Source organism: Pseudomonas sp. lyk4-R2A-8, from assembly GCF_030209095.1.
Taxonomy (GTDB): domain Bacteria; phylum Pseudomonadota; class Gammaproteobacteria; order Pseudomonadales; family Pseudomonadaceae; genus Aquipseudomonas; species Aquipseudomonas quebecensis.
In genome coordinates this window covers 88776-107862 of record NZ_JARVSS010000011.1, presented here as the reverse complement: position 1 = coordinate 107862, position 19087 = coordinate 88776, and the positions used below count along the sequence as shown (strand labels likewise).

18 protein-coding genes are annotated in these 19087 nt (G+C 62.1%); 7 read left to right on the top strand and 11 right to left on the bottom strand.

Annotated features, from left to right (window positions below; genetic code table 11):
- Position 1 precedes the first annotated feature (1 nt).
- Both glyS and glyQ read right to left on the bottom strand, forming a co-directional pair.
- Positions 2-2056 (bottom strand): glycine--tRNA ligase subunit beta, encoded by a 2055-nt coding sequence (glyS, locus tag QRN10_RS11485; RefSeq protein ID WP_285428428.1) that lies wholly within the window; start codon positions 2054-2056, stop codon positions 2-4.
- Positions 2053-3006 carry a glycine--tRNA ligase subunit alpha gene (gene glyQ, locus QRN10_RS11480; protein WP_003170711.1) on the bottom strand — a complete coding sequence of 318 codons (954 nt, stop codon included), beginning with the start codon at positions 3004-3006 and terminating at the stop codon, positions 2053-2055. Before glyQ ends, glyS begins: the two co-directional genes overlap by 4 nt.
- An 81-nt stretch (positions 3007-3087) precedes the next feature.
- Here glyQ and QRN10_RS11475 point away from each other — a divergent pair, with 81 nt between their 5' ends.
- Together QRN10_RS11475 and QRN10_RS11470 are read left to right on the top strand one after the other, a co-directional pair.
- The gene (locus QRN10_RS11475) at positions 3088-3645 is read left to right on the top strand and encodes a DNA-3-methyladenine glycosylase I (protein ID WP_266245212.1); all 558 of its coding nucleotides are present in this window, start codon (positions 3088-3090) and stop codon (positions 3643-3645) included.
- 40 nt (positions 3646-3685) lie between these two features.
- Positions 3686-4573 carry a lysophospholipid acyltransferase gene (locus QRN10_RS11470; protein ID WP_181077496.1) on the top strand — a complete coding sequence of 296 codons (888 nt, stop codon included), beginning with the start codon at positions 3686-3688 and terminating at the stop codon, positions 4571-4573.
- A gap of 89 nt (positions 4574-4662) precedes the next feature.
- Here the strand turns inward: QRN10_RS11470 and QRN10_RS11465 are convergent, their stop codons facing one another.
- From QRN10_RS11465 to def, 5 genes are all read right to left on the bottom strand, one after another.
- Positions 4663-4974 carry a tetratricopeptide repeat protein gene (locus QRN10_RS11465; protein WP_181077495.1) on the bottom strand — a complete coding sequence of 104 codons (312 nt, stop codon included), beginning with the start codon at positions 4972-4974 and terminating at the stop codon, positions 4663-4665.
- Positions 4975-4989: 15 nt separating this feature from the next.
- A complete protein-coding gene (gene trkA, locus QRN10_RS11460) occupies positions 4990-6363 on the bottom strand; it encodes a Trk system potassium transporter TrkA (protein WP_253509855.1) in 1374 nt (457 codons plus the stop codon).
- A 20-nt stretch (positions 6364-6383) separates the two neighbouring features.
- Positions 6384-7694 (bottom strand): 16S rRNA (cytosine(967)-C(5))-methyltransferase RsmB, encoded by a 1311-nt coding sequence (gene rsmB / locus QRN10_RS11455; RefSeq protein WP_181077492.1) that lies wholly within the window; start codon positions 7692-7694, stop codon positions 6384-6386.
- Positions 7691-8644: a methionyl-tRNA formyltransferase gene (fmt, locus tag QRN10_RS11450; protein WP_285428427.1), complete on the bottom strand. Its 954-nt coding sequence runs from the start codon at positions 8642-8644 to the stop codon at positions 7691-7693. Before fmt ends, rsmB begins: the two co-directional genes overlap by 4 nt.
- Before the next feature lie 69 nt (positions 8645-8713).
- Entirely contained in the window at positions 8714-9220 is a 507-nt protein-coding gene (gene def, locus QRN10_RS11445) for a peptide deformylase (protein WP_181077488.1), read from the bottom strand.
- Positions 9221-9355: 135 nt separating this feature from the next.
- Between def and QRN10_RS11440 the strand changes: the two genes are divergently transcribed.
- From QRN10_RS11440 to tsaC, 3 genes are all read left to right on the top strand, one after another.
- Entirely contained in the window at positions 9356-10132 is a 777-nt protein-coding gene (locus tag QRN10_RS11440; protein WP_253509858.1) for a peptidoglycan-binding protein, read from the top strand.
- A gap of 63 nt (positions 10133-10195) precedes the next feature.
- Positions 10196-11290, top strand: a complete 1095-nt coding sequence (gene dprA, locus QRN10_RS11435) for a DNA-processing protein DprA (RefSeq protein ID WP_253509859.1) — start codon at positions 10196-10198, stop codon at positions 11288-11290.
- A gap of 70 nt (positions 11291-11360) precedes the next feature.
- Entirely contained in the window at positions 11361-11918 is a 558-nt protein-coding gene (gene tsaC, locus QRN10_RS11430; protein ID WP_027608149.1) for an L-threonylcarbamoyladenylate synthase type 1 TsaC, read from the top strand.
- Between the two features lie 78 nt (positions 11919-11996).
- Here tsaC and QRN10_RS11425 read toward each other — a convergent pair whose 3' ends face one another.
- On the bottom strand, positions 11997-12974 hold the full coding sequence (locus QRN10_RS11425) for a quinone oxidoreductase family protein (RefSeq protein ID WP_285428540.1): 978 nt from the start codon (positions 12972-12974) through the stop codon (positions 11997-11999).
- A 176-nt stretch (positions 12975-13150) separates the two neighbouring features.
- Here QRN10_RS11425 and hemF point away from each other — a divergent pair, with 176 nt between their 5' ends.
- Both hemF and aroE read left to right on the top strand, forming a co-directional pair.
- A complete protein-coding gene (gene hemF, locus QRN10_RS11420; protein ID WP_181077484.1) occupies positions 13151-14083 on the top strand; it encodes an oxygen-dependent coproporphyrinogen oxidase in 933 nt (310 codons plus the stop codon).
- Positions 14083-14901 carry a shikimate dehydrogenase gene (gene aroE, locus QRN10_RS11415; RefSeq protein WP_181077482.1) on the top strand — a complete coding sequence of 273 codons (819 nt, stop codon included), beginning with the start codon at positions 14083-14085 and terminating at the stop codon, positions 14899-14901. The genes hemF and aroE overlap by 1 nt, the downstream gene beginning before the upstream one ends.
- An 8-nt stretch (positions 14902-14909) precedes the next feature.
- On the opposite strand, the gene QRN10_RS11410 is transcribed toward aroE, so the two are convergent.
- From QRN10_RS11410 to betC, 3 genes are all read right to left on the bottom strand, one after another.
- On the bottom strand, positions 14910-16478 hold the full coding sequence (locus QRN10_RS11410) for a SulP family inorganic anion transporter (protein WP_285428425.1): 1569 nt from the start codon (positions 16476-16478) through the stop codon (positions 14910-14912).
- Between the two features lie 84 nt (positions 16479-16562).
- Entirely contained in the window at positions 16563-17477 is a 915-nt protein-coding gene (choX, locus tag QRN10_RS11405) for a choline ABC transporter substrate-binding protein (protein ID WP_253509862.1), read from the bottom strand.
- 16 nt (positions 17478-17493) lie between these two features.
- Positions 17494-19008, bottom strand: coding sequence for a choline-sulfatase (gene betC / locus QRN10_RS11400; RefSeq protein ID WP_285428423.1), 1515 nt, complete (start codon positions 19006-19008; stop codon positions 17494-17496).
- Between the last annotated feature and the right edge of the window lie 79 nt (positions 19009-19087).

The window sequence follows — 19087 nt, the reverse complement described above, 5'->3', positions numbered from 1 at the left end:
GTCAGCTCAGGGTCGAAATGTCGGCGATATTGACGAACAGACCACGCAGGCGCGCCAGCATGGCGTAGCGGTTTTTCCGCACACCTGCGTCTTCGGCATTGATCATCACCGCTTCGAAGAACGCATCCACCGGCTCACGCAAGGTCGCCAGGCGCGCCAGCGCTTCGGCGTAGTTGCGCTCGGCGATCAGCGGTTTCACGGCGTTCTCTGCCTTGACGATGGCCGAGTTCAGCGAGAACTCCTTGGCATCGGCAAACAGGCCCGGGTCGACATCAACGTTGCTCATGCCTTCGGCCTTGCCCAGCAGGTTCGACACGCGCTTGTTCACGGCAGCCAACGCATCGGCCTCAGGCAACTTGCGGAACGCCTGCACGGCTTGTACGCGCTGGTCGAAGTCCAATGCCGAACCCGGTTGCAGGGCACGAACCGACAGGTAGACGGAAACATCCACGCCTTCGTCCTCGTAGCGCGCACGCAGGCGGTCGAACACGAACTCCAGCACTTGCTCGGCCAGGCCGGCCTGCTTGACCTTGGCACCGAATTGGCCGACCGCGAAGACCACGGCCTGGGTCAGGTCGAGGTCGAGCTTCTTGTCGATCAGGATGCGCAGCACCCCCAGGGCCGCACGGCGCAGGGCGTACGGGTCTTTGCTACCGGTGGGCAGCATGCCGATGCCGAAGATGCCGACCAGGGTGTCCAGCTTGTCGGCGATCGCCACGGCTGCACCCGTGAGGGTGGACGGCAACTCGGCACCGGCACCGCGCGGCATGTACTGCTCGTTCAGCGCCAGGGCCACATCGTTCGGCTCGCCATCGTCGAGGGCGTAGTAGTAGCCGGCAACGCCTTGCATCTCGGGGAATTCGCCGACCATCTCGGTGGCCAGGTCGCACTTGGACAGCAAGCCGGCACGCGCGGCCCAGGCTGCGTCACCACCAATGCGTGGTGCAATGTAGGCCGCCAGCTTGGAAACACGTACGGCTTTGTCGTAGACGCTGCCGAGCTTCTCCTGGAACACCACGTTCTGCAGGCGCAGGTTGAAGTCTTCCAGCTTCTGCTTCTTGTCCTGCTTGAAGAAGAACTCGGCGTCGGTCAGGCGCGGGCGAACGACTTTCTCGTTACCGGCGATGATCTGCTGCGGGTCCTTGCTCTCGATGTTGGCCACGGTGATAAAGCGCGGCAGCAACTTGCCGTCCGCATCCAGCAGGCAGAAGTACTTCTGGTTGTCCTGCATGGTCGTGATCAGGGCTTCCTGCGGCACATCGAGGAAACGCTCCTCGAACGAACACACCAACGGCACCGGCCACTCCACCAGCGCGGTCACTTCGTCGAGCAGGCTTGGCGGCACGATGGCAGTGCCTTCCTGCAGGCGGGCCAGCTCTTCGGTGCGCTTGCTGATCAGCTCACGACGCTCGTTGGCATCGGCCAATACGTAGGCGCCACGCAGGTCGTTGAGGTAGTTGGCCGGCGAAGTAATACGCACGCTTTGCGGGTGGTGGAAGCGGTGGCCACGAGAATCGCGACCGGCCTTCTGGGCGAGAATAGTGCAGTCGATGACCTGGTCACCCAGCAGCATCACCAGCCACTGGGTCGGACGCACGAACTCTTCCTTGCGCGCACCCCAACGCATGCGCTTGGGGATCGGCAGGTCGTTAAGGGAATCTTCGACGATGGTTGGCAGCAGGCTGGCGGTCGGCTTGCCGGTAATGACCTGGCTGAAGCGCAGTTTCGGACCGCTCTGGTCGATGTCGCTCAGCTCCACGCCGCACTTCTTGGCGAAGCCCAGGGCGGCCTGGGTCGGGTTGCCTTCGGCGTCGAAGGCGGCCTGGCGTGGCGGGCCATCGAGGTTGATGCTGCGGTCCGGCTGCTGGGTTTCCAGCGCGGTCAGCAGTACCGCCAGGCGACGCGGTGCAGCGTAGACTTTTTTCGCTTCAAACTTCAGGCCGGCGGTCTGCAGGCCTTTTTCGATACCGGCCAGGAAGGCGTCGGCCAGCGTATTGAGCGCCTTGGGTGGCAGCTCTTCGGTGCCCAGTTCAACCAGGAAATCTTGAGCACTCATTGTGCAGCCTCCAGCTTAGCCAACACTTCATCACGCAAATCCTCGGTAGCCATCGGGAAGCCGAGCTTGGCGCGTGCCAGCAGGTAGGCTTGAGCGACGGAACGCGCCAGGGTGCGTACACGCAGGATGTATTGCTGGCGCGCGGTCACCGAGATGGCACGGCGGGCGTCCAGCAGGTTGAAGGTATGGGACGCCTTCAACACCATTTCGTAGCTCGGCAACGGCAGCGGCTGATCGAGTTCGATCAGGCGCTTGGCTTCGCTTTCATAGAAATCGAACAGTTCGAACAGCTTGTCGACGTTGGCGTGTTCGAAGTTATAGGTCGACTGCTCCACTTCGTTCTGGTGGAACACGTCGCCATAGGTCACTTTGCCGAACGGGCCATCAGCCCATACCAGGTCGTAGACCGAATCCACGCCCTGCAGGTACATGGCCAGGCGCTCAAGGCCGTAGGTGATTTCCCCGGTTACCGGGTAGCACTCGATGCCGCCCGCTTGTTGGAAGTAAGTGAATTGCGTCACTTCCATACCATTGAGCCAGACCTCCCAGCCCAGGCCCCAGGCGCCCAGGGTCGGCGATTCCCAGTTGTCTTCGACGAAACGGATGTCGTGTACCAAGGGGTCGAGGCCGACGTGTTTCAGCGAGCCCAGATAGAGTTCCTGGAAGTTATCCGGGTTGGGCTTCAATACCACCTGGAACTGGTAGTAGTGCTGCAGACGGTTCGGGTTTTCGCCGTAGCGGCCGTCAGTCGGGCGACGACTGGGCTGCACATAAGCGGCGTTCCAGGTTTCCGGGCCGATGGCCCGCAGGAAGGTAGCGGTGTGGAAAGTGCCGGCGCCTACTTCCATATCGTAGGGCTGAAGTACCACACAACCTTGCTCGGCCCAGTATTGCTGGAGGGCGAGGATCAAGTCTTGGAAGGTACGCACGGCTGGCGTAGGCTGGCTCACGAAATTCACCTGTTACTTGGGCTGCGATTTAAAGAGCGGGAGTATACCCGATTCGGCCGCGCCACCATCCCCTGGAGCCTTATGCCACGCTGCTTTTGGTGTTCTGAAGATCCGCTGTACATGGCTTATCACGATCAGGAGTGGGGAACGCCGCTGCGCGATGCGCAGGGTTTGTTCGAGTTGTTATTGCTCGAAGGGTTCCAGGCGGGCCTGTCCTGGATCACCGTTTTACGCAAACGCGAGCATTATCGAAAGGTGCTGTTCGGCTTCGATGCCCAGCGTCTGGCGCGCCTGAGCGACGCCGAGATCGACGCGCTGATGCTCGACCCCGGTATCGTGCGCAACCGTCTGAAGCTCAACGCCACCCGGCGCAACGCCGCGGCCTGGCTGGCGCTCGAAGATCCGGTGGGGTGGTTGTGGTCATTCGTTGGCGGCGTGCCCAGGATCAATCACTTCAAGGACCGCAGTGAAGTTCCGGCGATCACCCCCGAGGCCGAGGCGATGAGCAAAGCCTTGAAAAAAGCCGGTTTCACCTTTGTCGGTCCGACCATTTGTTACGCGTTCATGCAGGCCTCAGGCATGGTCATGGATCACACCCAGGACTGTGACCGTTACGCGCAGTTGGCCATCGCCGGTTAGAATGCGCGCTTTGCGCACCACACACGATCAGGAGTGACCTGTGGAAAAGTTTAAAGGCGCCTTGCTGGTAGGCGCTCTCCGGTTGTTTGCCCTGCTGCCCTGGCGCGCTGTCCAGGCGGTCGGCACGGCCATCGGCTGGATCATGTGGAAAACCCCCAACCGCTCACGCGACACGGTGCGGATCAACCTTTCCAAGTGTTTCCCGGACATGGACCCCGCCGAGCGTGAGCGCCTGGTCGGCCGCAGCCTGATGGACATCGGCAAGTCCCTGACCGAAAGCGCCTGCGCGTGGATCTGGCCGGCCCAACGCTCCATTGACCTGGTGCGTGAAGTCGAAGGCCTGGAAGTCCTGCACGAGGCGCTGGCTTCGGGCAAAGGCGTGGTGGGCATCACCAGCCACCTGGGCAACTGGGAAGTGTTGAACCACTTCTATTGCAGCCAGTGCAAACCGATCATTTTCTACCGCCCGCCCAAACTCAAAGCGGTGGACGAATTACTGCGCAAGCAGCGCGTGCAACTGGGCAACCGCGTAGCTGCGTCGACCAAGGAAGGCATCCTGAGCGTGATCAAGGAAGTGCGCAAAGGTGGCCAGGTGGGTATTCCCGCCGACCCCGAGCCGGCGGAATCCGCGGGGATCTTTGTACCGTTCTTCGCCACTCAGGCGCTCACCAGCAAATTCGTGCCCAACATGCTCGCCGGCCACAAGGCTGTGGGGGTGTTCCTGCACGCCCTGCGCCTGCCTGACGGTTCGGGCTATAAGGTGATTCTGGAAGCGGCGCCGGAAGACATGTACAGCACCGACACCGCCACGTCCTGCGCAGCGATGAGCAAGGTAGTGGAGCGCTATGTCGGCGCCTACCCGAGCCAGTACATGTGGAGCATGAAGCGCTTCAAGAAACGCCCGCCGGGTGAAGCGCGGTGGTACTGACCCACTGCTGATCGAAAAACAACGCCACACCCAATGTGGGAAGGGGTAAGTCGAATCGTCGCACCGCCCCTCTCACATTTTCGATCTGCTCAGGTTTGTCGCTCGAGTTTCTTCAGGAACACCGCCATCTCTTTCTCGGCCTGCTTGTCGCCATGGGCCTGGGCCGCTTCGATACCCTTCTCCCACGCCTGTCGCGCTGCGGCGTTATCACCCTGCCCCAACTGCGCCTTGCCCAACAACTTCCAGGCCGCCGAATATTTCGGGTCGAACTCGACGCATTTGTGCAGATGCTCCGCCGCCTTCGCATTGTCCTTCAAATCCAGATAACCCTTGCCCAAGCCAAAGCGCAGCAGCGAGTTGTCCACGCCCTTTGCGAGCATCTTTTCCAGAGACTCCAGCATCGGTTCACTCCTTGATCAGAAAAAGCTCAAACCCACGTGGAACAGCTTTTCAACATCGCGGATGTGTTTCTTATCCACAAGGAAAAGGATGACGTGGTCCCCGGCAGCAATCACCGTATCGTCATGGGCGATCAGCACCTCTTCATCGCGAATGATTGCGCCGATGGTGGTGCCCGGCGGCAGGCCGATGTCGCGGATGGCCTTGCCGATGACCTTGCTGGACTTTGAGTCGCCATGGGCAATCGCCTCGATGGCCTCCGCCGCGCCCCGGCGCAGGGAGTGCACGCTGACGATATCGCCACGGCGCACGTGGGCCAGCAAGGTGCCGATGGTCGCCAGTTGCGGGCTGATGGCGATGTCGATATCGCCGCCCTGGATCAGGTCCACATAGGCCGGATTGTTGATGATGGTCATGACTTTTTTTGCCCCCAGCCGCTTGGCCAGCAGTGAGGACATGATGTTGGCTTCGTCATCGTTGGTCAGCGCCAGGAAGATATCCGCGTCGGCGATGTTCTCTTCCATCAGCAGGTCGCGGTCCGAGGCGCTGCCTTGCAGCACGACCGTGCTGTCCAGGGTGTCGGACAGATGCCGACAGCGCGACGGGCTCATCTCGATGATCTTGACCTGGTAGCGGCTTTCGATGGCCTCCGCCAGCCGCTCGCCGATTTGCCCGCCACCAGCAATGACGATGCGCTTGTAGGTCTCGTCCAGCCGACGCATTTCGCTCATGACTGCGCGAATATTCGCTTTGGCGGCGATGAAGAATACTTCGTCATCGGCTTCGATCACGGTGTCGCCCTGGGGCAGGATCGGCCGGTCACGGCGGAAAATGGCTGCGACACGGGTTTCCACATTGGGCATGTGTTCGCGCAGTTGGCGCAGTTGCTGACCCACCAGCGGCCCACCGTAGTAGGCCTTTACCGCCACCAACTGGGCCTTGCCGCCGGCGAAGTCGATCACCTGCAGGGCGCCGGGAATTTCGATCAGGCGCTTGATGTAGTGAGTCACCACTTGTTCCGGGCTGATCAGCACATCCACCGGAATCGCGTCGTTGTCGAACAACCCGGCACGGGTCAGGTAGGCCGCTTCGCGCACCCGGGCGATTTTGGTCGGCGTGTGAAACAACGTGTGAGCGACCTGGCAGGCGACCATGTTGGTTTCGTCGCTGTTGGTTACGGCGACGAGCATGTCCGCATCGTCGGCGCCCGCTTGACGCAGCACCGTGGGAAACGACGCGCGTCCTTGTACGGTGCGGATGTCCAGGCGGTCACCCAGGTTGCGCAGGCGCTCGGCGTCGGTGTCGACCACGGTGATGTCATTGGCTTCGCTGGCCAGATGTTCGGCCAACGTACCGCCAACCTGCCCTGCCCCAAGGATGATGATTTTCATCCGGTCACTCCCTTAAACCGTCAGCCGCGCGCGGCGGCGATCTTGATCAGTTTGGCGTAGTAGAAGCCATCGTGCCCGCCTTCCTGCGCGAGCAGTTGTCGGCCATGGGGCTGCTTGATACCGGCCGCGGTGGCGAGGTCCAGTTCCCGCGCGCCGCTGGTGCGGGCGAGGAAGGCTTCGATGACCTCGGTGTTTTCGGTGGGCAAGGTGGAGCATGTGGCGTAGAGCAGGATGCCGCCGACTTCCAGGGTCGGCCACAGTGCGTCGAGCAGCTCGCCTTGCAGTGCGGCCAGCGCGACGATGTCGTCGGCTTGGCGGGTGAGCTTGATGTCCGGGTGGCGGCGGATTACACCGGTGGCGGAGCACGGTGCGTCGAGCAGGATGCGCTGGAACGGCTGCCCGTCCCACCATGCGGCTGTGTCGCGGCCGTCGGCGGCAATCAGTTCTGCGCTCAGGCCCAGGCGTGCAAGGTTTTCCCGCACGCGTACCAGACGCTTGGCCTCCAGATCGACGGCGACCACGTGGGCCAGGTCTTTTTCCACTTCCAGGATGTGACACGTCTTACCGCCCGGCGCGCAGCAGGCGTCCAGCACGCGTTGGCCGGGTGCCAGGTCGAGCAGGTCGGCGGCCAATTGCGCAGCTTCGTCCTGCACGCTGATCCAGCCTTCGGCAAAGCCTGGCAGGCTGCGCACATCGGTAGCCGCCTCAAGCACGATGCCGTCGGTGCTGTACACGCACGGCGCGGCGTTTATCCCGGCGTCGGTCAGCAATTGCAGATATGCGTCACGGCGGTGATGGCGACGGTTGACCCGCAGGATCATCGGCGGGTGTGCATTGTTGGCCGCGCAAATGGCTTCCCACTCCTGTGGCCAAAAAGCTTTCAGCGATTTCTGCAGCCAGCGCGGGTGAGCAGTGCGAACCACGGGGTCATGCTCCAACTCGGCCAGCAGCCCTTCGCTTTCGCGCTGGGCGCGGCGCAGCACAGCGTTGAGCAAGGCCTTGGCCCAGGGTTTTTTCAGCTTGTCGGCGCAGCCGACGGTCTCACCGATGGCGGCATGTGCCGGCACGCGGGTGTAAAGCAGTTGATAGAGACCCACCAGCAGCAGCGCCTCGACATCCGCGTCCGCCGCCTTGAAGGGTTTCTGCAGCAGTTTGGCGGCCAGCGCCGACAACCGTGGTTGCCAGCGCGCGGTGCCGAAGGCCAGGTCCTGGGTGAAACCGCGATCGCGATCCTCGACCTTATCCAACTGCGTGGGCAGCGAACTGTTCAGCGATGCCTTGCCATTAAGAACGGCGGCGAGGGCTTTGGCGGCGGCCAGACGCGGGTTCATTGGGTGACCGTCCCGAGCACGCTACCCAGGGAAAATTTCTCACGCCGGCTGTTGAACAAATCACTGAAATTCAGCGCTTTTCCGCCGGGCAATTGCAGACGGGTCAGGCACAGCGCCTGTTCGCCGCAAGCCACCAGCAGACCCTCCTTGCTGGCGGCGATGATTTCACCGGGGGCACCTTTGCCGTCGGCCAAAGTGGCGGCCAGCACTTTCAAAGCTTCGCCATTGAGGCTGCTGTGGCAGATCGGCCAAGGGTTGAAGGCACGTACCAGGCGCTCCAGCTCCACGGCCGGACGGCCCCAGTCAAGGCGTGCTTCGTCTTTGTTCAATTTGTGTGCGTAAGTGGCCAGGCTGTCGTCTTGCACTTGGCCTTGCAGCGTGCCGTCGGCGAGGCCGGTGATGGCCTGGATCACAGCCGGGGGGCCCAGCTCGGCGAGGCGGTCGTGCAGGCTGCCGCCGGTGTCCTCGGCGGTGATCGGGGTGCTGACTTTCAGCAGCATCGGACCGGTGTCCAGGCCCGCTTCCATGCGCATCACGGTCACGCCGCTTTCGCGGTCGCCGGCTTCCACGGCGCGCTGGATCGGCGCCGCGCCGCGCCAACGCGGCAATAACGAGGCGTGGCTGTTGATGCAACCCAGGCGCGGGATATCCAGTACTGCCTGAGGCAGGATCAGGCCGTACGCCACTACCACCATCAGGTCCGGTCGCAACGCCGCCAGTTCGGCCTGGGCCTCGGCGTTGCGCAGGGTCGGCGGCTGCAGCACGGGAATGTTGTGCTCCAGCGCCAGCTGTTTGACCGGGCTCGGCATCAGTTTTTGCCCACGCCCTGCCGGGCGGTCCGGCTGGGTGTACACCGCGACGATGTCATAAGGGCTGGCAAGCAGCGCCTTGAGGTGTTCGGCGGCAAATTCAGGTGTACCGGCAAAAACAATGCGCAGTGGCTCGGTCATGGGCGTTCTCGGTTAAAAACAGTCACAAAAGAAAAAGGCTTGCCGCAGCAAGCCTTTGGAAGAAGGGCATCAAGCTTGCTGGCGATGCTTTTTTTCCAGCTTCTTCTTGATCCGGTCACGCTTGAGCGTGGACAGGTAATCGACAAACAGCTTGCCGTTGAGGTGATCGCATTCGTGCTGGATGCATACCGCCAGCAGGCCGTCGGCGATCAGTTCATACGGTTGGCCATCACGGTCCAGCGCCTTGATCTTCACACGCAGCGGGCGTTCGACGTTCTCGTAGAACTCCGGCACCGACAGGCAGCCTTCCTGGTATTCCCCCATCTCATCGGTCAGCGGTTCGAATTCGGGGTTGATGAACACCCGCGGTTCGCTGCGATCTTCCGACAGGTCCATGACCACGACACGCTGATGCACATTGACCTGCGTCGCGGCGAGCCCGATGCCAGGAGCTTCATACATTGTTTCAAACATGTCATCGACCAACTGACGAACCTTGTCGTCCACTACAGCCACCGGTTTGGCGATCGTGCGCAGGCGCGAGTCGGGGAATTCGAGGATGTTCAAAATAGCCATAAGCGTAATTGCTGCACATGTGAGGTAAAGGCAAATCGGCGGTGGGATGGACCCACACGGCCGGTGTGAAACGTTCGAAAGCCGCGATGGCCAAGGCATTTCACGCGAACGCACATAATAAAGGAGATTGACCCCATGAGGAAATCGCTACTCGTCTTGCTGCTGTGGGCCCCGTTTGCCATGGCGCTGATCCCGCCGCCAGGCCGGGCGCTCGACCCTTCGACACAACAGGCCATCCAGCGTTTTTTATTGCACAACCGCATTCTGGATACGCCCGAGGACCTGGACACCGCGCCCTATGTAATTGCCGCCGATAACGGGCGTGTCCTGGGGGCTGATGGTGAACGCGTGCATGCGCGCGGCGTGCTGGATCCCGCCCAACCCGGCTATGCCATTGTGCGACGCGGCAGGACCTATACCGACCCGCGCACGCGCGAGCTGCTAGGCGTGAACGCCGACGATATCGGCACTGCGCGCTTTGTCAGCGCGAGCGATCTGAGCACGCTGGTGGTGCAACGGGTGACACAAGAGATACGCCCCGGTGATCGCTTGCTGCGACTCCAGCCGGCTGTCGACCCGGCACGCCTGGTGACACCGGCGTCTGCGGCGTCCGTTGAAGGGCACATCATTGATATCCCCCGAGGTGTCACTCAAATCGGCGTGCTCGACGCCGTGACCCTGAACAAAGGGCGCCGCGATGGCTTGGTGGAAGGCCAGTTGCTGACGGTGATCAAGGCCGGTGCCCGCGTCCGGGATCCATTCAGCGGTTCGTCCGTAGCCCTTCCCGACACACCCGCCGGTACGCTGCTGGTGTTTCGCACCTATGAAAAGCTCAGCTTCGCTTTGGTACTCAGCGCCTCCCGGTCGTTGGCGGTCATGGACCGTTTCGAGGCTGTCCATGCTGCGCAATAAGTAGGTTGCTAAATAAGTTACCAACAGAGTTATCCACAGCTTGTTCCGGTCAAGGACGATCAAATGAATCCGATAAACAGCTATGCCATTTCCCCGTCAGAGCTGGAAGCTCGCCTGCGCCTGCACAGGCTGCCTGACGTCGGCCCGAAGCGTTTTCGCCTGCTGATAGAAGCCTTTGGCAGCGCCTCTAAAGCCATCAGCGCGCCCGCCGGTGCCTGGCGATCCCTGGGCTTGCCGCCCATCAGCGCCGATGCCCGGCGCAGTCATGAAATACGCGACGGGGCCAGCCAGGCACTGGCCTGGCTTGAGCGCCCGGACCAGCATTTGCTGATGTGGGACCAGCCGGATTACCCCGCCTTGCTCGCCCAGATCTATGACGCGCCGCCGCTGTTATTCATCGCCGGCGACCCTGCAATCCTGGAGAAACCGCAACTGGCGATGGTTGGCAGTCGACGTGCATCGCGCCCGGGGATGGACACCGCCGCTGCGTTTGCGCGCAGCCTGGCAGGCGCCGGTTTTGTCATCACCAGCGGCCTTGCGTTGGGTATCGACGGCGCGGCGCATCAAGCCGCGCTCGACGTGGGCGGCCAGACAATCGGCGTACTCGGCACGGGCCTGGAAAATTTTTATCCACAACGCCATCGTCGCCTTGCCGCGGCGATGATCGCCCAAGGCAGCGCGGTGGTTTCAGAATTCCCGCTGGACGCCGCGCCCCAGGCCGCCAACTTTCCACGGCGCAATCGGATCATCAGCGGCCTGTCCCTCGGCGTGCTGGTAGTGGAGGCCAGTATGGCCAGCGGCTCGCTGATCACGGCGAAACTGGCGGCCGAACAGGGTCGTGAGGTGTACGCGATCCCGGGGTCCATTCATCACCCTGGCGCCAAGGGCTGCCACCAGTTGATCCGTGACGGCGCGGTACTGGTGGAAACCATCGAACATATCCTTGAGGCCTTGCGCGGTTGGCAGGCCTTATCGTGCCCGGCGCCGATTGCGGTAACCCATCCCCTGGTGGCCCTGCTGCGCGCCGCGCCGCACACCAGCGAAGCCTTGGCGATTGCCAGCGGGCGCCCTTTGGCCCAGTTGCTGGCGGCCCTGACCGACTTGGAGCTTGAAGGTCAGGTAATCTGTGAAAACGGGCGCTGGTTCGCGCGCCGCTGAGCGTTTGTGCTGCTGGGTTTTGCAAAGAAGATCGGTAAACTGCGCAGAGCTTTAGTCGGAGAGTAAAACCATGGTCAACAGGTGGCGTGTGCTGGAAGCCGCACGAGAAATTCGCGCAGGCGCGGTGATTGCCTATCCAACCGAGGCGGTCTGGGGCCTGGGCTGCGATCCCTGGAATGAAGAGGCGGTAGATCGGCTGCTGGCGATCAAGAATCGCTCGGTGGACAAAGGCCTGATCCTGGTAGCGGACAATATCCGCCAGTTCGATTTTCTGTTCGAAGACTTCCCGGATACCTGGATCGAGCGCATGGCCAGCACTTGGCCGGGGCCTAATACCTGGCTGGTGCCACATCAGGATCTGTTGCCGGAATGGGTCACCGGCGTGCATGACACGGTGGCGTTGCGGGTCAGTGATCACCCGCTGGTGCGGGATTTGTGCGCGCTGGTGGGGCCACTGATCTCAACATCCGCCAACCCGCAGGGCCGTCCGGCCGCGCGTACGCGGATTCGCGTGGAGCAGTACTTCCGTGGCCAGGTGGACCTGGTGCTGGGTGGCGCCCTGGGCGGACGCAAGAACCCCAGCCTGATTCGCGACCTGGCAACGGGCGAGGTGGTTCGCCCGTCTTGACCCCCGCACCCGGCTTGTGGCGAGGGCGTTTGCCCATGCTGGCCCGCGAAGCAGGCCCAACCCAGGCAACGCCGTGCGTCAAGGCAACAGGATGGTCGACCCAGTGGTTCTGCGCCCAGACAGCTCTGCCTGCGCCTTGGCCGCATCAGCCAGCGAATACCGCTGGTTGATATCAATGCGTACCTTGCCGCTGTGGATCATCGCAAACAGATCGTCGGCCATTGCCTGCAAATTTTGCGGGTTGTTGGCATAGGTCGCCAGGGTCGGCCGGGTTACATAGAGCGAACCTTTCGCCGCCAGAATCCCCAGGTTGACCCCATCCACCGCGCCCGACGCATTGCCGAAGCTCACCACCAGCCCACGCGGTGCCACGCTGTCCAGTGAGGTCAGCCAGGTGTCCTTGCCGACGCCGTCATACACCACCGGGACTTTTTTGCCGTCGGTCAATTCCAGCACGCGCTGTGCGACATCTTCTTTGCTGTAGTCGATGGTTTCCCACGCGCCGAGGGATTTGGCCACCGCCGCTTTTTCAGGCGAACTCACGGTACCGATCAACTTAACGCCCAGGGCCTTGGCCCATTGGCAGGCCAGCGAGCCCACGCCACCGGCGGCGGCATGGAACAGGATGGTCTCGCCACCCTTCAACTCATAGGTCTGGCGCAGCAGGTACTGCACCGTCAGGCCTTTGAGCATGGCGCCAGCAGCCTGTTCGAAGCTGATGCCATCAGGCAGGTGCACCAGGTTGGCGGCGGGCAGCACGTGAAGTTGGCTGTAGGCGCCCAGCGGGCCGCTGCCGTAGGCCACGCGGTCGCCGACTTTGAACTGGGTGACTTCGTTGCCCACCGCATCCACCACGCCGGCCCCTTCCGCGCCCAACCCCGATGGCAGGGAGGGTGGCGCGTAGAGGCCGCTGCGGAAATAGGTGTCGATGAAGTTCAGACCAATCGCCTCATTACGCACGCGAACTTGTTGTGGGCCGGGTTCCGCCGGGGTGTAGTCCACATATTCAAGTACCTCGGGGCCGCCATGGGCACTGAACTGGATACGCTTGGCCATCTGCACTTCTCCTTGGGTCGTTTTCACGAAGGTTCCTATCGGACTCCTAAGCTTGATCTTCGTCAACTGCCGCGCACCTAAGTGCAGTGCTCATTAAGCGCGGTGGTATCCTGTGCGCCCATTTGCCGCCGACGCCTGATGGCCTCGCGTAGCTTTGCCCGATTCAAGGTGATGCCATGACTACCCGCACCGAGGCTGTAAAGGCCTACCTGCTTGACCTGCAAGACCGCATTTGCAGCGCCCTGGAAACCTTCGAGACGGACACTCGCTTTATCGAAGACGCCTGGACCCGGCCTGCCGGCGGTGGCGGTCGCACCCGCGTAATCGCGAACGGCACGGTGATTGAAAAAGGCGGCGTCAACTTTTCCCACGTTTTCGGCAGCGGCCTCCCCCCATCAGCCAGCGCCCATCGCCCTGAGTTGGCCGGTCGCGGGTTTGAAGCGCTCGGTGTGTCGCTGGTGATTCACCCGCACAATCCTCATGTGCCAACGTCCCACGCCAATGTGCGCTTTTTCATCGCGGAAAAAGAAGGTGAAGAAGCGGTGTGGTGGTTCGGCGGCGGCTTCGACCTCACCCCCTACTACGGCAACGAAGAAGACTGCGTCCACTGGCACCGCGTGGCCGAACGAGCGTGTGCGCCGTTTGGCCCCGACGTCTACGCGCGTTACAAGGCCTGGTGCGACAGCTACTTCCATATCAAGCACCGCAACGAACCGCGTGGCATTGGCGGCTTGTTTTTCGATGACTTGAACGAGTGGGGCTTCGACACCTGCTTCGCCTTCATCCGTGCCATTGGCGACGCCTACATCGACGCCTACCTGCCAATCGTGCAGCGCCGCAAGGCCATGGCTTATACCGAGCAACAACGCGAGTTCCAGGAGTTCCGTCGTGGCCGCTACGTCGAGTTCAACCTGGTCTACGACCGTGGGACCTTGTTCGGCCTGCAGTCGGGCGGGCGTACCGAATCGATCCTGATGTCGCTGCCGCCGCAGGTGCGCTGGAGCTATGACTGGAAAGCCGAGCCCGGCAGCGAAGAAGCGCTTCTGACCGATTACTTCCTGCAGGACCGCGACTGGCTCGGCATCGCGGCGCCCAAGGCGGCGAACTGATGGATCGCTATGTCGTCTTTGGCAACCCCATCGGCCACAGCAAATCGCCGCTGATTCACCGCATGTTTGCCGAGCAGACCGGCGAACTGCTGGACTACAGCACGATGCTCGCGCCGCTGGAGGATTTTACCGGCTGCGCCCGTGAGTTTTTTCACCAAGGTCGTGGCGCCAACGTCACCGTGCCATTCAAGGAAGACGCCTATCGCCTGGCGGATACCCTCACCGAGCGCGCCAAGCGCGCCGGTGCGGTGAACACCTTGAGCAAACTCGCCGATGGCACCCTGCTGGGTGACAACACCGACGGCGCTGGCTTGGTGCGCGACCTGACGGTCAACGCGGGGTTGAGCCTCAACGGTAAACGCATTCTGCTGCTGGGCGCCGGCGGCGCGGTGCGCGGGGCGCTGGAGCCGTTGCTGGCCGAGCGACCTTCATCGTTGATCATCGCTAACCGCACCGTGGAAAAAGCCGAATTGCTCGCCGAGTCATTCGACGACCTGGGCCCGGTGTCCGCCAGTGGTTTCGACTGGCTGCGTGAGCCGGTGGACGTGATCATCAACGCCACCTCCGCGAGCCTGTCAGGCGATTTACCGCCGATTGCGAGCAGCCTGATCGAACCTGGCAGGACCTTTTGCTACGACATGATGTACGCCAGGGAATCCACCCCCTTCTGCCACTGGGCCACGCAGCACGGTGCCGCCGTCTCGATGGACGGCCTGGGCATGCTGGTGGAGCAGGCCGCCGAAGCGTTCTTCCTGTGGCGGGGTGTGCGCCCGGCATCGGCGCCGGTGTTGGCTGAATTGCGTCGACAGTTGGCCTGACATTCGCCTCAGTCTTCGAACTGGATGGGGCAGTGATCCGCCCCCTCCAGCTTCTTCAGTTCCTCGACCACCTGCGGTCTGGCCCGACGCAATGTCAGGCTGCGCCCCAACCTGCGCAGGCGCCGCGCTTCCTGGTGCAGCATTTCCACCCCGGAATAGTCGATAAAGTTGATCTGCTGTGCCTCGATCACCACACGCTGGCCCTGCAACCGCTGCAGGCGCACCTGCAGGTAGTGACTGGCGCCGAAAAAGATCGAGCCGCCGACGCGCAGCACATCCTCGTCACCCTCCCGCCAATGCTGGACCCGCGGCTGCGAGGTGCGCTTGAGGTAGAAAAACAGCGAGGCCAGCACGCCGGCGTAAATCGCCGTTTGCAGTTCCAGCAGCAAGGTGGCGACGCAGGTCAGGCCCATCACTGCAAATTCGGCGCGGCTGACGCGGAACAATGCGCGAATACCGCGATGGTCCACCAGGCCCCAGCTGATCAGCAGGATGCTGGCGGCCATGCTGGGGATCGGGATATGTGAGATCAATACCGCGCCAAACAATGCGAACAGCGCCACCCACAGCGCGGAAAACACCCCGGCCAGCGGTGAGCAGGCGCCGGCTTCATAGCTGAGGCCGGAGCGGGTAAACGAACCGGCTGACAGGTACCCGGAGAAAAATCCGCCGATGATGTTGGATAAGCCCTGCGCGCGAACTTCCTGATTCGCATCAAGCAACTGTTGCGAGCGAGCCGACAGCGAGCGCGCAATCGACAGGCTCGTCACCAGCCCCAGCATGCCCACGGCCACTGCGCTCGGCAGCAGACGCAGGATCGTGTCCAGGTCCATCGGCAACGGGCTGAACGGCGGTAATTTGCCCACGAATGAACTGACCCGCGCCACCTGGGCGAACATCGCCGGCCACAACCAGGCCACCACACTGCTCAGGGCCAGGGCGATCAACAGCGTCGGCCAGCGCGGTTTCCAGTATTTGAGCAGTGCCCCCGTCAGCAATGTGCCGAGGCCCAGGGCGAGGGAGGCGTGGTCCCAGTCGCCACTGTGCTCGATCAGCGCCAGCAGGCTGTTGATCGCCGTGGCCTGGCTGGGTAAATCCAGCCCCAGCAAGTTGGGCAGTTGCCCCAGCGCGATCACCACAGCGGCGCCCAAAGTGAACCCCAGCACTACGGAGTGGGAGACGAAATTGACCAGCGCGCCAAAGCGCAGCATGCCCAGCAGCCACTGGAAAACGCCGGCTATAAATGTAAGCAACAGGATCAGGGTGACGTAGTCCTGCGATCCCGGCACGGCCAGAGGACTGACACTGGCATAGAGCACGATGGAAATCGCAGCGGTCGGGCCGCAGATCAGGTGCCACGACGAACCCCAGAGGCAGGCGATCAGTACCGGGATGATCGCGGCGTACAGCCCGTATTCCGGTGGGAGGCCTGCGATCAGCGCGTAGGCAATCGACTGCGGCAATGCCAGCACCGCGCCACTGAGCCCGACCATCGCATCGCGGCCGACGCTGGCCCGGGTCTGCTGCGTCAGCCAGCTGAGGAAGGGAAAGAGTGTGTGGCGGTTGAGCCGGGGCATTTATAACTCGGTTGAAAAGGTTTGAATCAGAGTATCAGTACACACTGAAATGTGTGGGAGGGGACCCTCCCACAATGTCAGCCTTTAGAGTTTGGCTTTTACCGCCGGCAACGCCTCCTGACCGTCCAGGGTTTTTACGCCGTCGAGCCACTTGTCCAGCACCGCCGGGTTCGCCTTGATCCACGCCTTCACCGCATCGGCATTGCTGACTTTGTTGTTGGCGACCTCGGCCATAATGCTGTTCTCCATCTCTTGGGTAAAACTCAAGTTGGTAAGCAGTTTTCCTACGTTCGGGCAGGCCTGTGCATAACCTTTGCGTGTCAGGGTGTAGACGCTGCCGGTGTCACCGAAGTACTTCTCGCCGCCCTTGAGGTAGTGCATTTTCAGTTGCACGTTCATCGGGTGCGGGGTCCAGCCGAGGAACGTGACGAAGCGCTGTCTTTTCACCGCCCGCGACACCTCTGCCAACATCGCCTGTTCGCTGGACTCGATCAGTTTCCACTGGCCGAGGTCGAAGTCATTCTTCTTGATGATCTCCTGCAGCGAGATATTCGCCGGTGCGCCGGAGCCGATGCCGTAGATCTTCTTGTCGAACTTGTCGGCGAATTTATTCAAGTCGGCAAAATCATGCACGCCGGCGTCCCATACATAATCCGGCACGGCGAGGGTGAACTCGGTGCCGTCGAGGTTTTTCGCCAGTTGCACCACGTCGCCGTTGGCCACGAACTTGTCATAGAAGCCTTGCTGCGCGGGCATCCAGTTGCCCATGAACACATCCACCTGACCGTCCTTGAGCCCGCCGAACGTGATCGGCACCGCCAAGGTATCGACCTTGGGTTTGTAGCCCATGCCCGTCAGAAGAAATCCGGTGATGGCATTGGTCGCGGCGATGTCGCTCCAGCCTGGGTCGGCCATCTTCACCGTTTCGCAACGGGTGTCTGCGTACACGTTGGCACTGCTCAGCGCCAGGATGCCCAGTACTACTGTTAATTTTTGCATGGCCTTCCCTCTGTCGTTATTGGTCTTGGCAGGGTTGTGGATAACGTGCCTTGCGCTCCAGGTCGTCGAGGTCGATATGGTTGCGCATGTATTGCTGACTGGCGTCGACCAGTGGCTGGTGGTCCCAGCTCTTCAGCTTGCCGTGGGTCAGCGCCTCGAACACCAGGCGCCGACGGCGTTGGCTGGCGAGCACCTGCTGGTGGATCGCCGGGATGTCCCATTTAGCCCGCGCTTCACTCAAAAACGCCTCGAACAGTGTTCGGTGTTCCGGTGACTGACTGAGGTTTTCCCGCTCGTGCGGGTCGTTGTGTACATCGAACAGCAGACAAGGGTCGTCCTCGCTGTAGATGAATTTGTAGGCACCCCGGCGGATCATCATCAGCGGGCTGATGGTGCCTTCGGCCATGTACTCGCCGAATACTTCGTCATGGCCGCCCTGCCCTTGCAGATGCGGAACCAGTGAGCGGCCGTCCAGCGGCAGGCGTGGGTCCAGTTCGCCACCGGCCAGTTCCACCAGGGTCGGCAACAGGTCGGCGGTGGACACCGCGGCGCTGACCCGGCCCGCCGCGAATTGCCCCGGCGCGTACACCAGCAGCGGCACGCGGGCGGCCATTTCGAACCAGTGCATTTTGTACCAGAGGCCGCGCTCGCCGAGCATGTCGCCGTGGTCGCCGGAGAACACGATCAGGGTGTCGTCGGCCAGACCGGTGTCTGCCAGGGTTTGCAGAAGTTTGCCGACATTGCTGTCGATGTAACTGCACGCACCGAAGTAGGCGCGGCGGGCGTCGCGGATCTTATCCAAAGGCAGCGGCTTGTTCCACAGGTCATAGACCTTGAGCAGACGCTGGGAATGCGGGTCGAGATCGCCTTGGGCCGGTGTAGCAGGCAATGGGATATCAGCGTCGTCGTACAAATCCCAGAACGGCTTGGGAATCGTGTACGGGTCGTGGGGGTGGGTCATCGATACGGTGAGACAAAACGGTTGATTGCCGTCTTCGCGGATATGGTCGAACAGGTACTGCTGGGCCTTGAACACCACCTCTTCGTCGAAATCCAGCTGGTTGGTACGCACGCATGGGCCGGCCTGCAGCACCGAGGACATGTTGTGGTACCAGCTGGGGCGTACGTGCGGCTCGTCCCAGTTCACCGCCCAGCCATAGTCGGCGGGGTAGATGTCGCTGGTCAGGCGTTCTTCGTAGCCGTGCAATTGGTCGGGGCCGCAGAAGTGCATCTTGCCCGACAGCGCGGTGCGGTAGCCGAGGCGGCGTAGGTAGTGGGCATAGGTCGGTACATCGGCGGGAAAATCGGCCGCGTTGTCGTAGGCGCCGATCTTGCTCGGCAACTGGCCGCTGACCAGGGTGAAACGCGAGGGCGCGCACAGCGGGCTGTTGCAATACGCGGCGTCGAACACCACACCCTGGGCGGCGAGACGGCTGAGGTTGGGCAACTTGATCGGCGAGGCGCCGTAGAAAGGCAACAGCGGCGCGGCCATTTGGTCGGCCATGATGAAAAGAATGTTCTTGCGCTTCATGGGTTATCGGCATTCCATAGGCGGTGTTTATGCCAATGAGCATGCGGCCCACGTAAAAAGGGGTAAAGCCCATGAATTG

Coding starts and splice junctions, on each gene's coding strand:
- glyS (WP_285428428.1), bottom strand. CDS start 2,056: ATGAGTGCTCAAGATTTCCTGGTTGAACTGGGCACCGAAGAGCTGCCA.
- QRN10_RS11475 (WP_266245212.1), top strand. CDS start 3,088: ATGCCACGCTGCTTTTGGTGTTCTGAAGATCCGCTGTACATGGCTTAT.
- QRN10_RS11465 (WP_181077495.1), bottom strand. CDS start 4,974: ATGCTGGAGTCTCTGGAAAAGATGCTCGCAAAGGGCGTGGACAACTCG.
- trkA (WP_253509855.1), bottom strand. CDS start 6,363: ATGAAAATCATCATCCTTGGGGCAGGGCAGGTTGGCGGTACGTTGGCC.
- rsmB (WP_181077492.1), bottom strand. CDS start 7,694: ATGAACCCGCGTCTGGCCGCCGCCAAAGCCCTCGCCGCCGTTCTTAAT.
- fmt (WP_285428427.1), bottom strand. CDS start 8,644: ATGACCGAGCCACTGCGCATTGTTTTTGCCGGTACACCTGAATTTGCC.
- def (WP_181077488.1), bottom strand. CDS start 9,220: ATGGCTATTTTGAACATCCTCGAATTCCCCGACTCGCGCCTGCGCACG.
- QRN10_RS11440 (WP_253509858.1), top strand. CDS start 9,356: ATGAGGAAATCGCTACTCGTCTTGCTGCTGTGGGCCCCGTTTGCCATG.
- dprA (WP_253509859.1), top strand. CDS start 10,196: ATGAATCCGATAAACAGCTATGCCATTTCCCCGTCAGAGCTGGAAGCT.
- tsaC (WP_027608149.1), top strand. CDS start 11,361: ATGGTCAACAGGTGGCGTGTGCTGGAAGCCGCACGAGAAATTCGCGCA.
- QRN10_RS11425 (WP_285428540.1), bottom strand. CDS start 12,974: ATGGCCAAGCGTATCCAGTTCAGTGCCCATGGCGGCCCCGAGGTACTT.
- hemF (WP_181077484.1), top strand. CDS start 13,151: ATGACTACCCGCACCGAGGCTGTAAAGGCCTACCTGCTTGACCTGCAA.
- aroE (WP_181077482.1), top strand. CDS start 14,083: ATGGATCGCTATGTCGTCTTTGGCAACCCCATCGGCCACAGCAAATCG.
- QRN10_RS11410 (WP_285428425.1), bottom strand. CDS start 16,478: ATGCCCCGGCTCAACCGCCACACACTCTTTCCCTTCCTCAGCTGGCTG.
- choX (WP_253509862.1), bottom strand. CDS start 17,477: ATGCAAAAATTAACAGTAGTACTGGGCATCCTGGCGCTGAGCAGTGCC.
- betC (WP_285428423.1), bottom strand. CDS start 19,008: ATGAAGCGCAAGAACATTCTTTTCATCATGGCCGACCAAATGGCCGCG.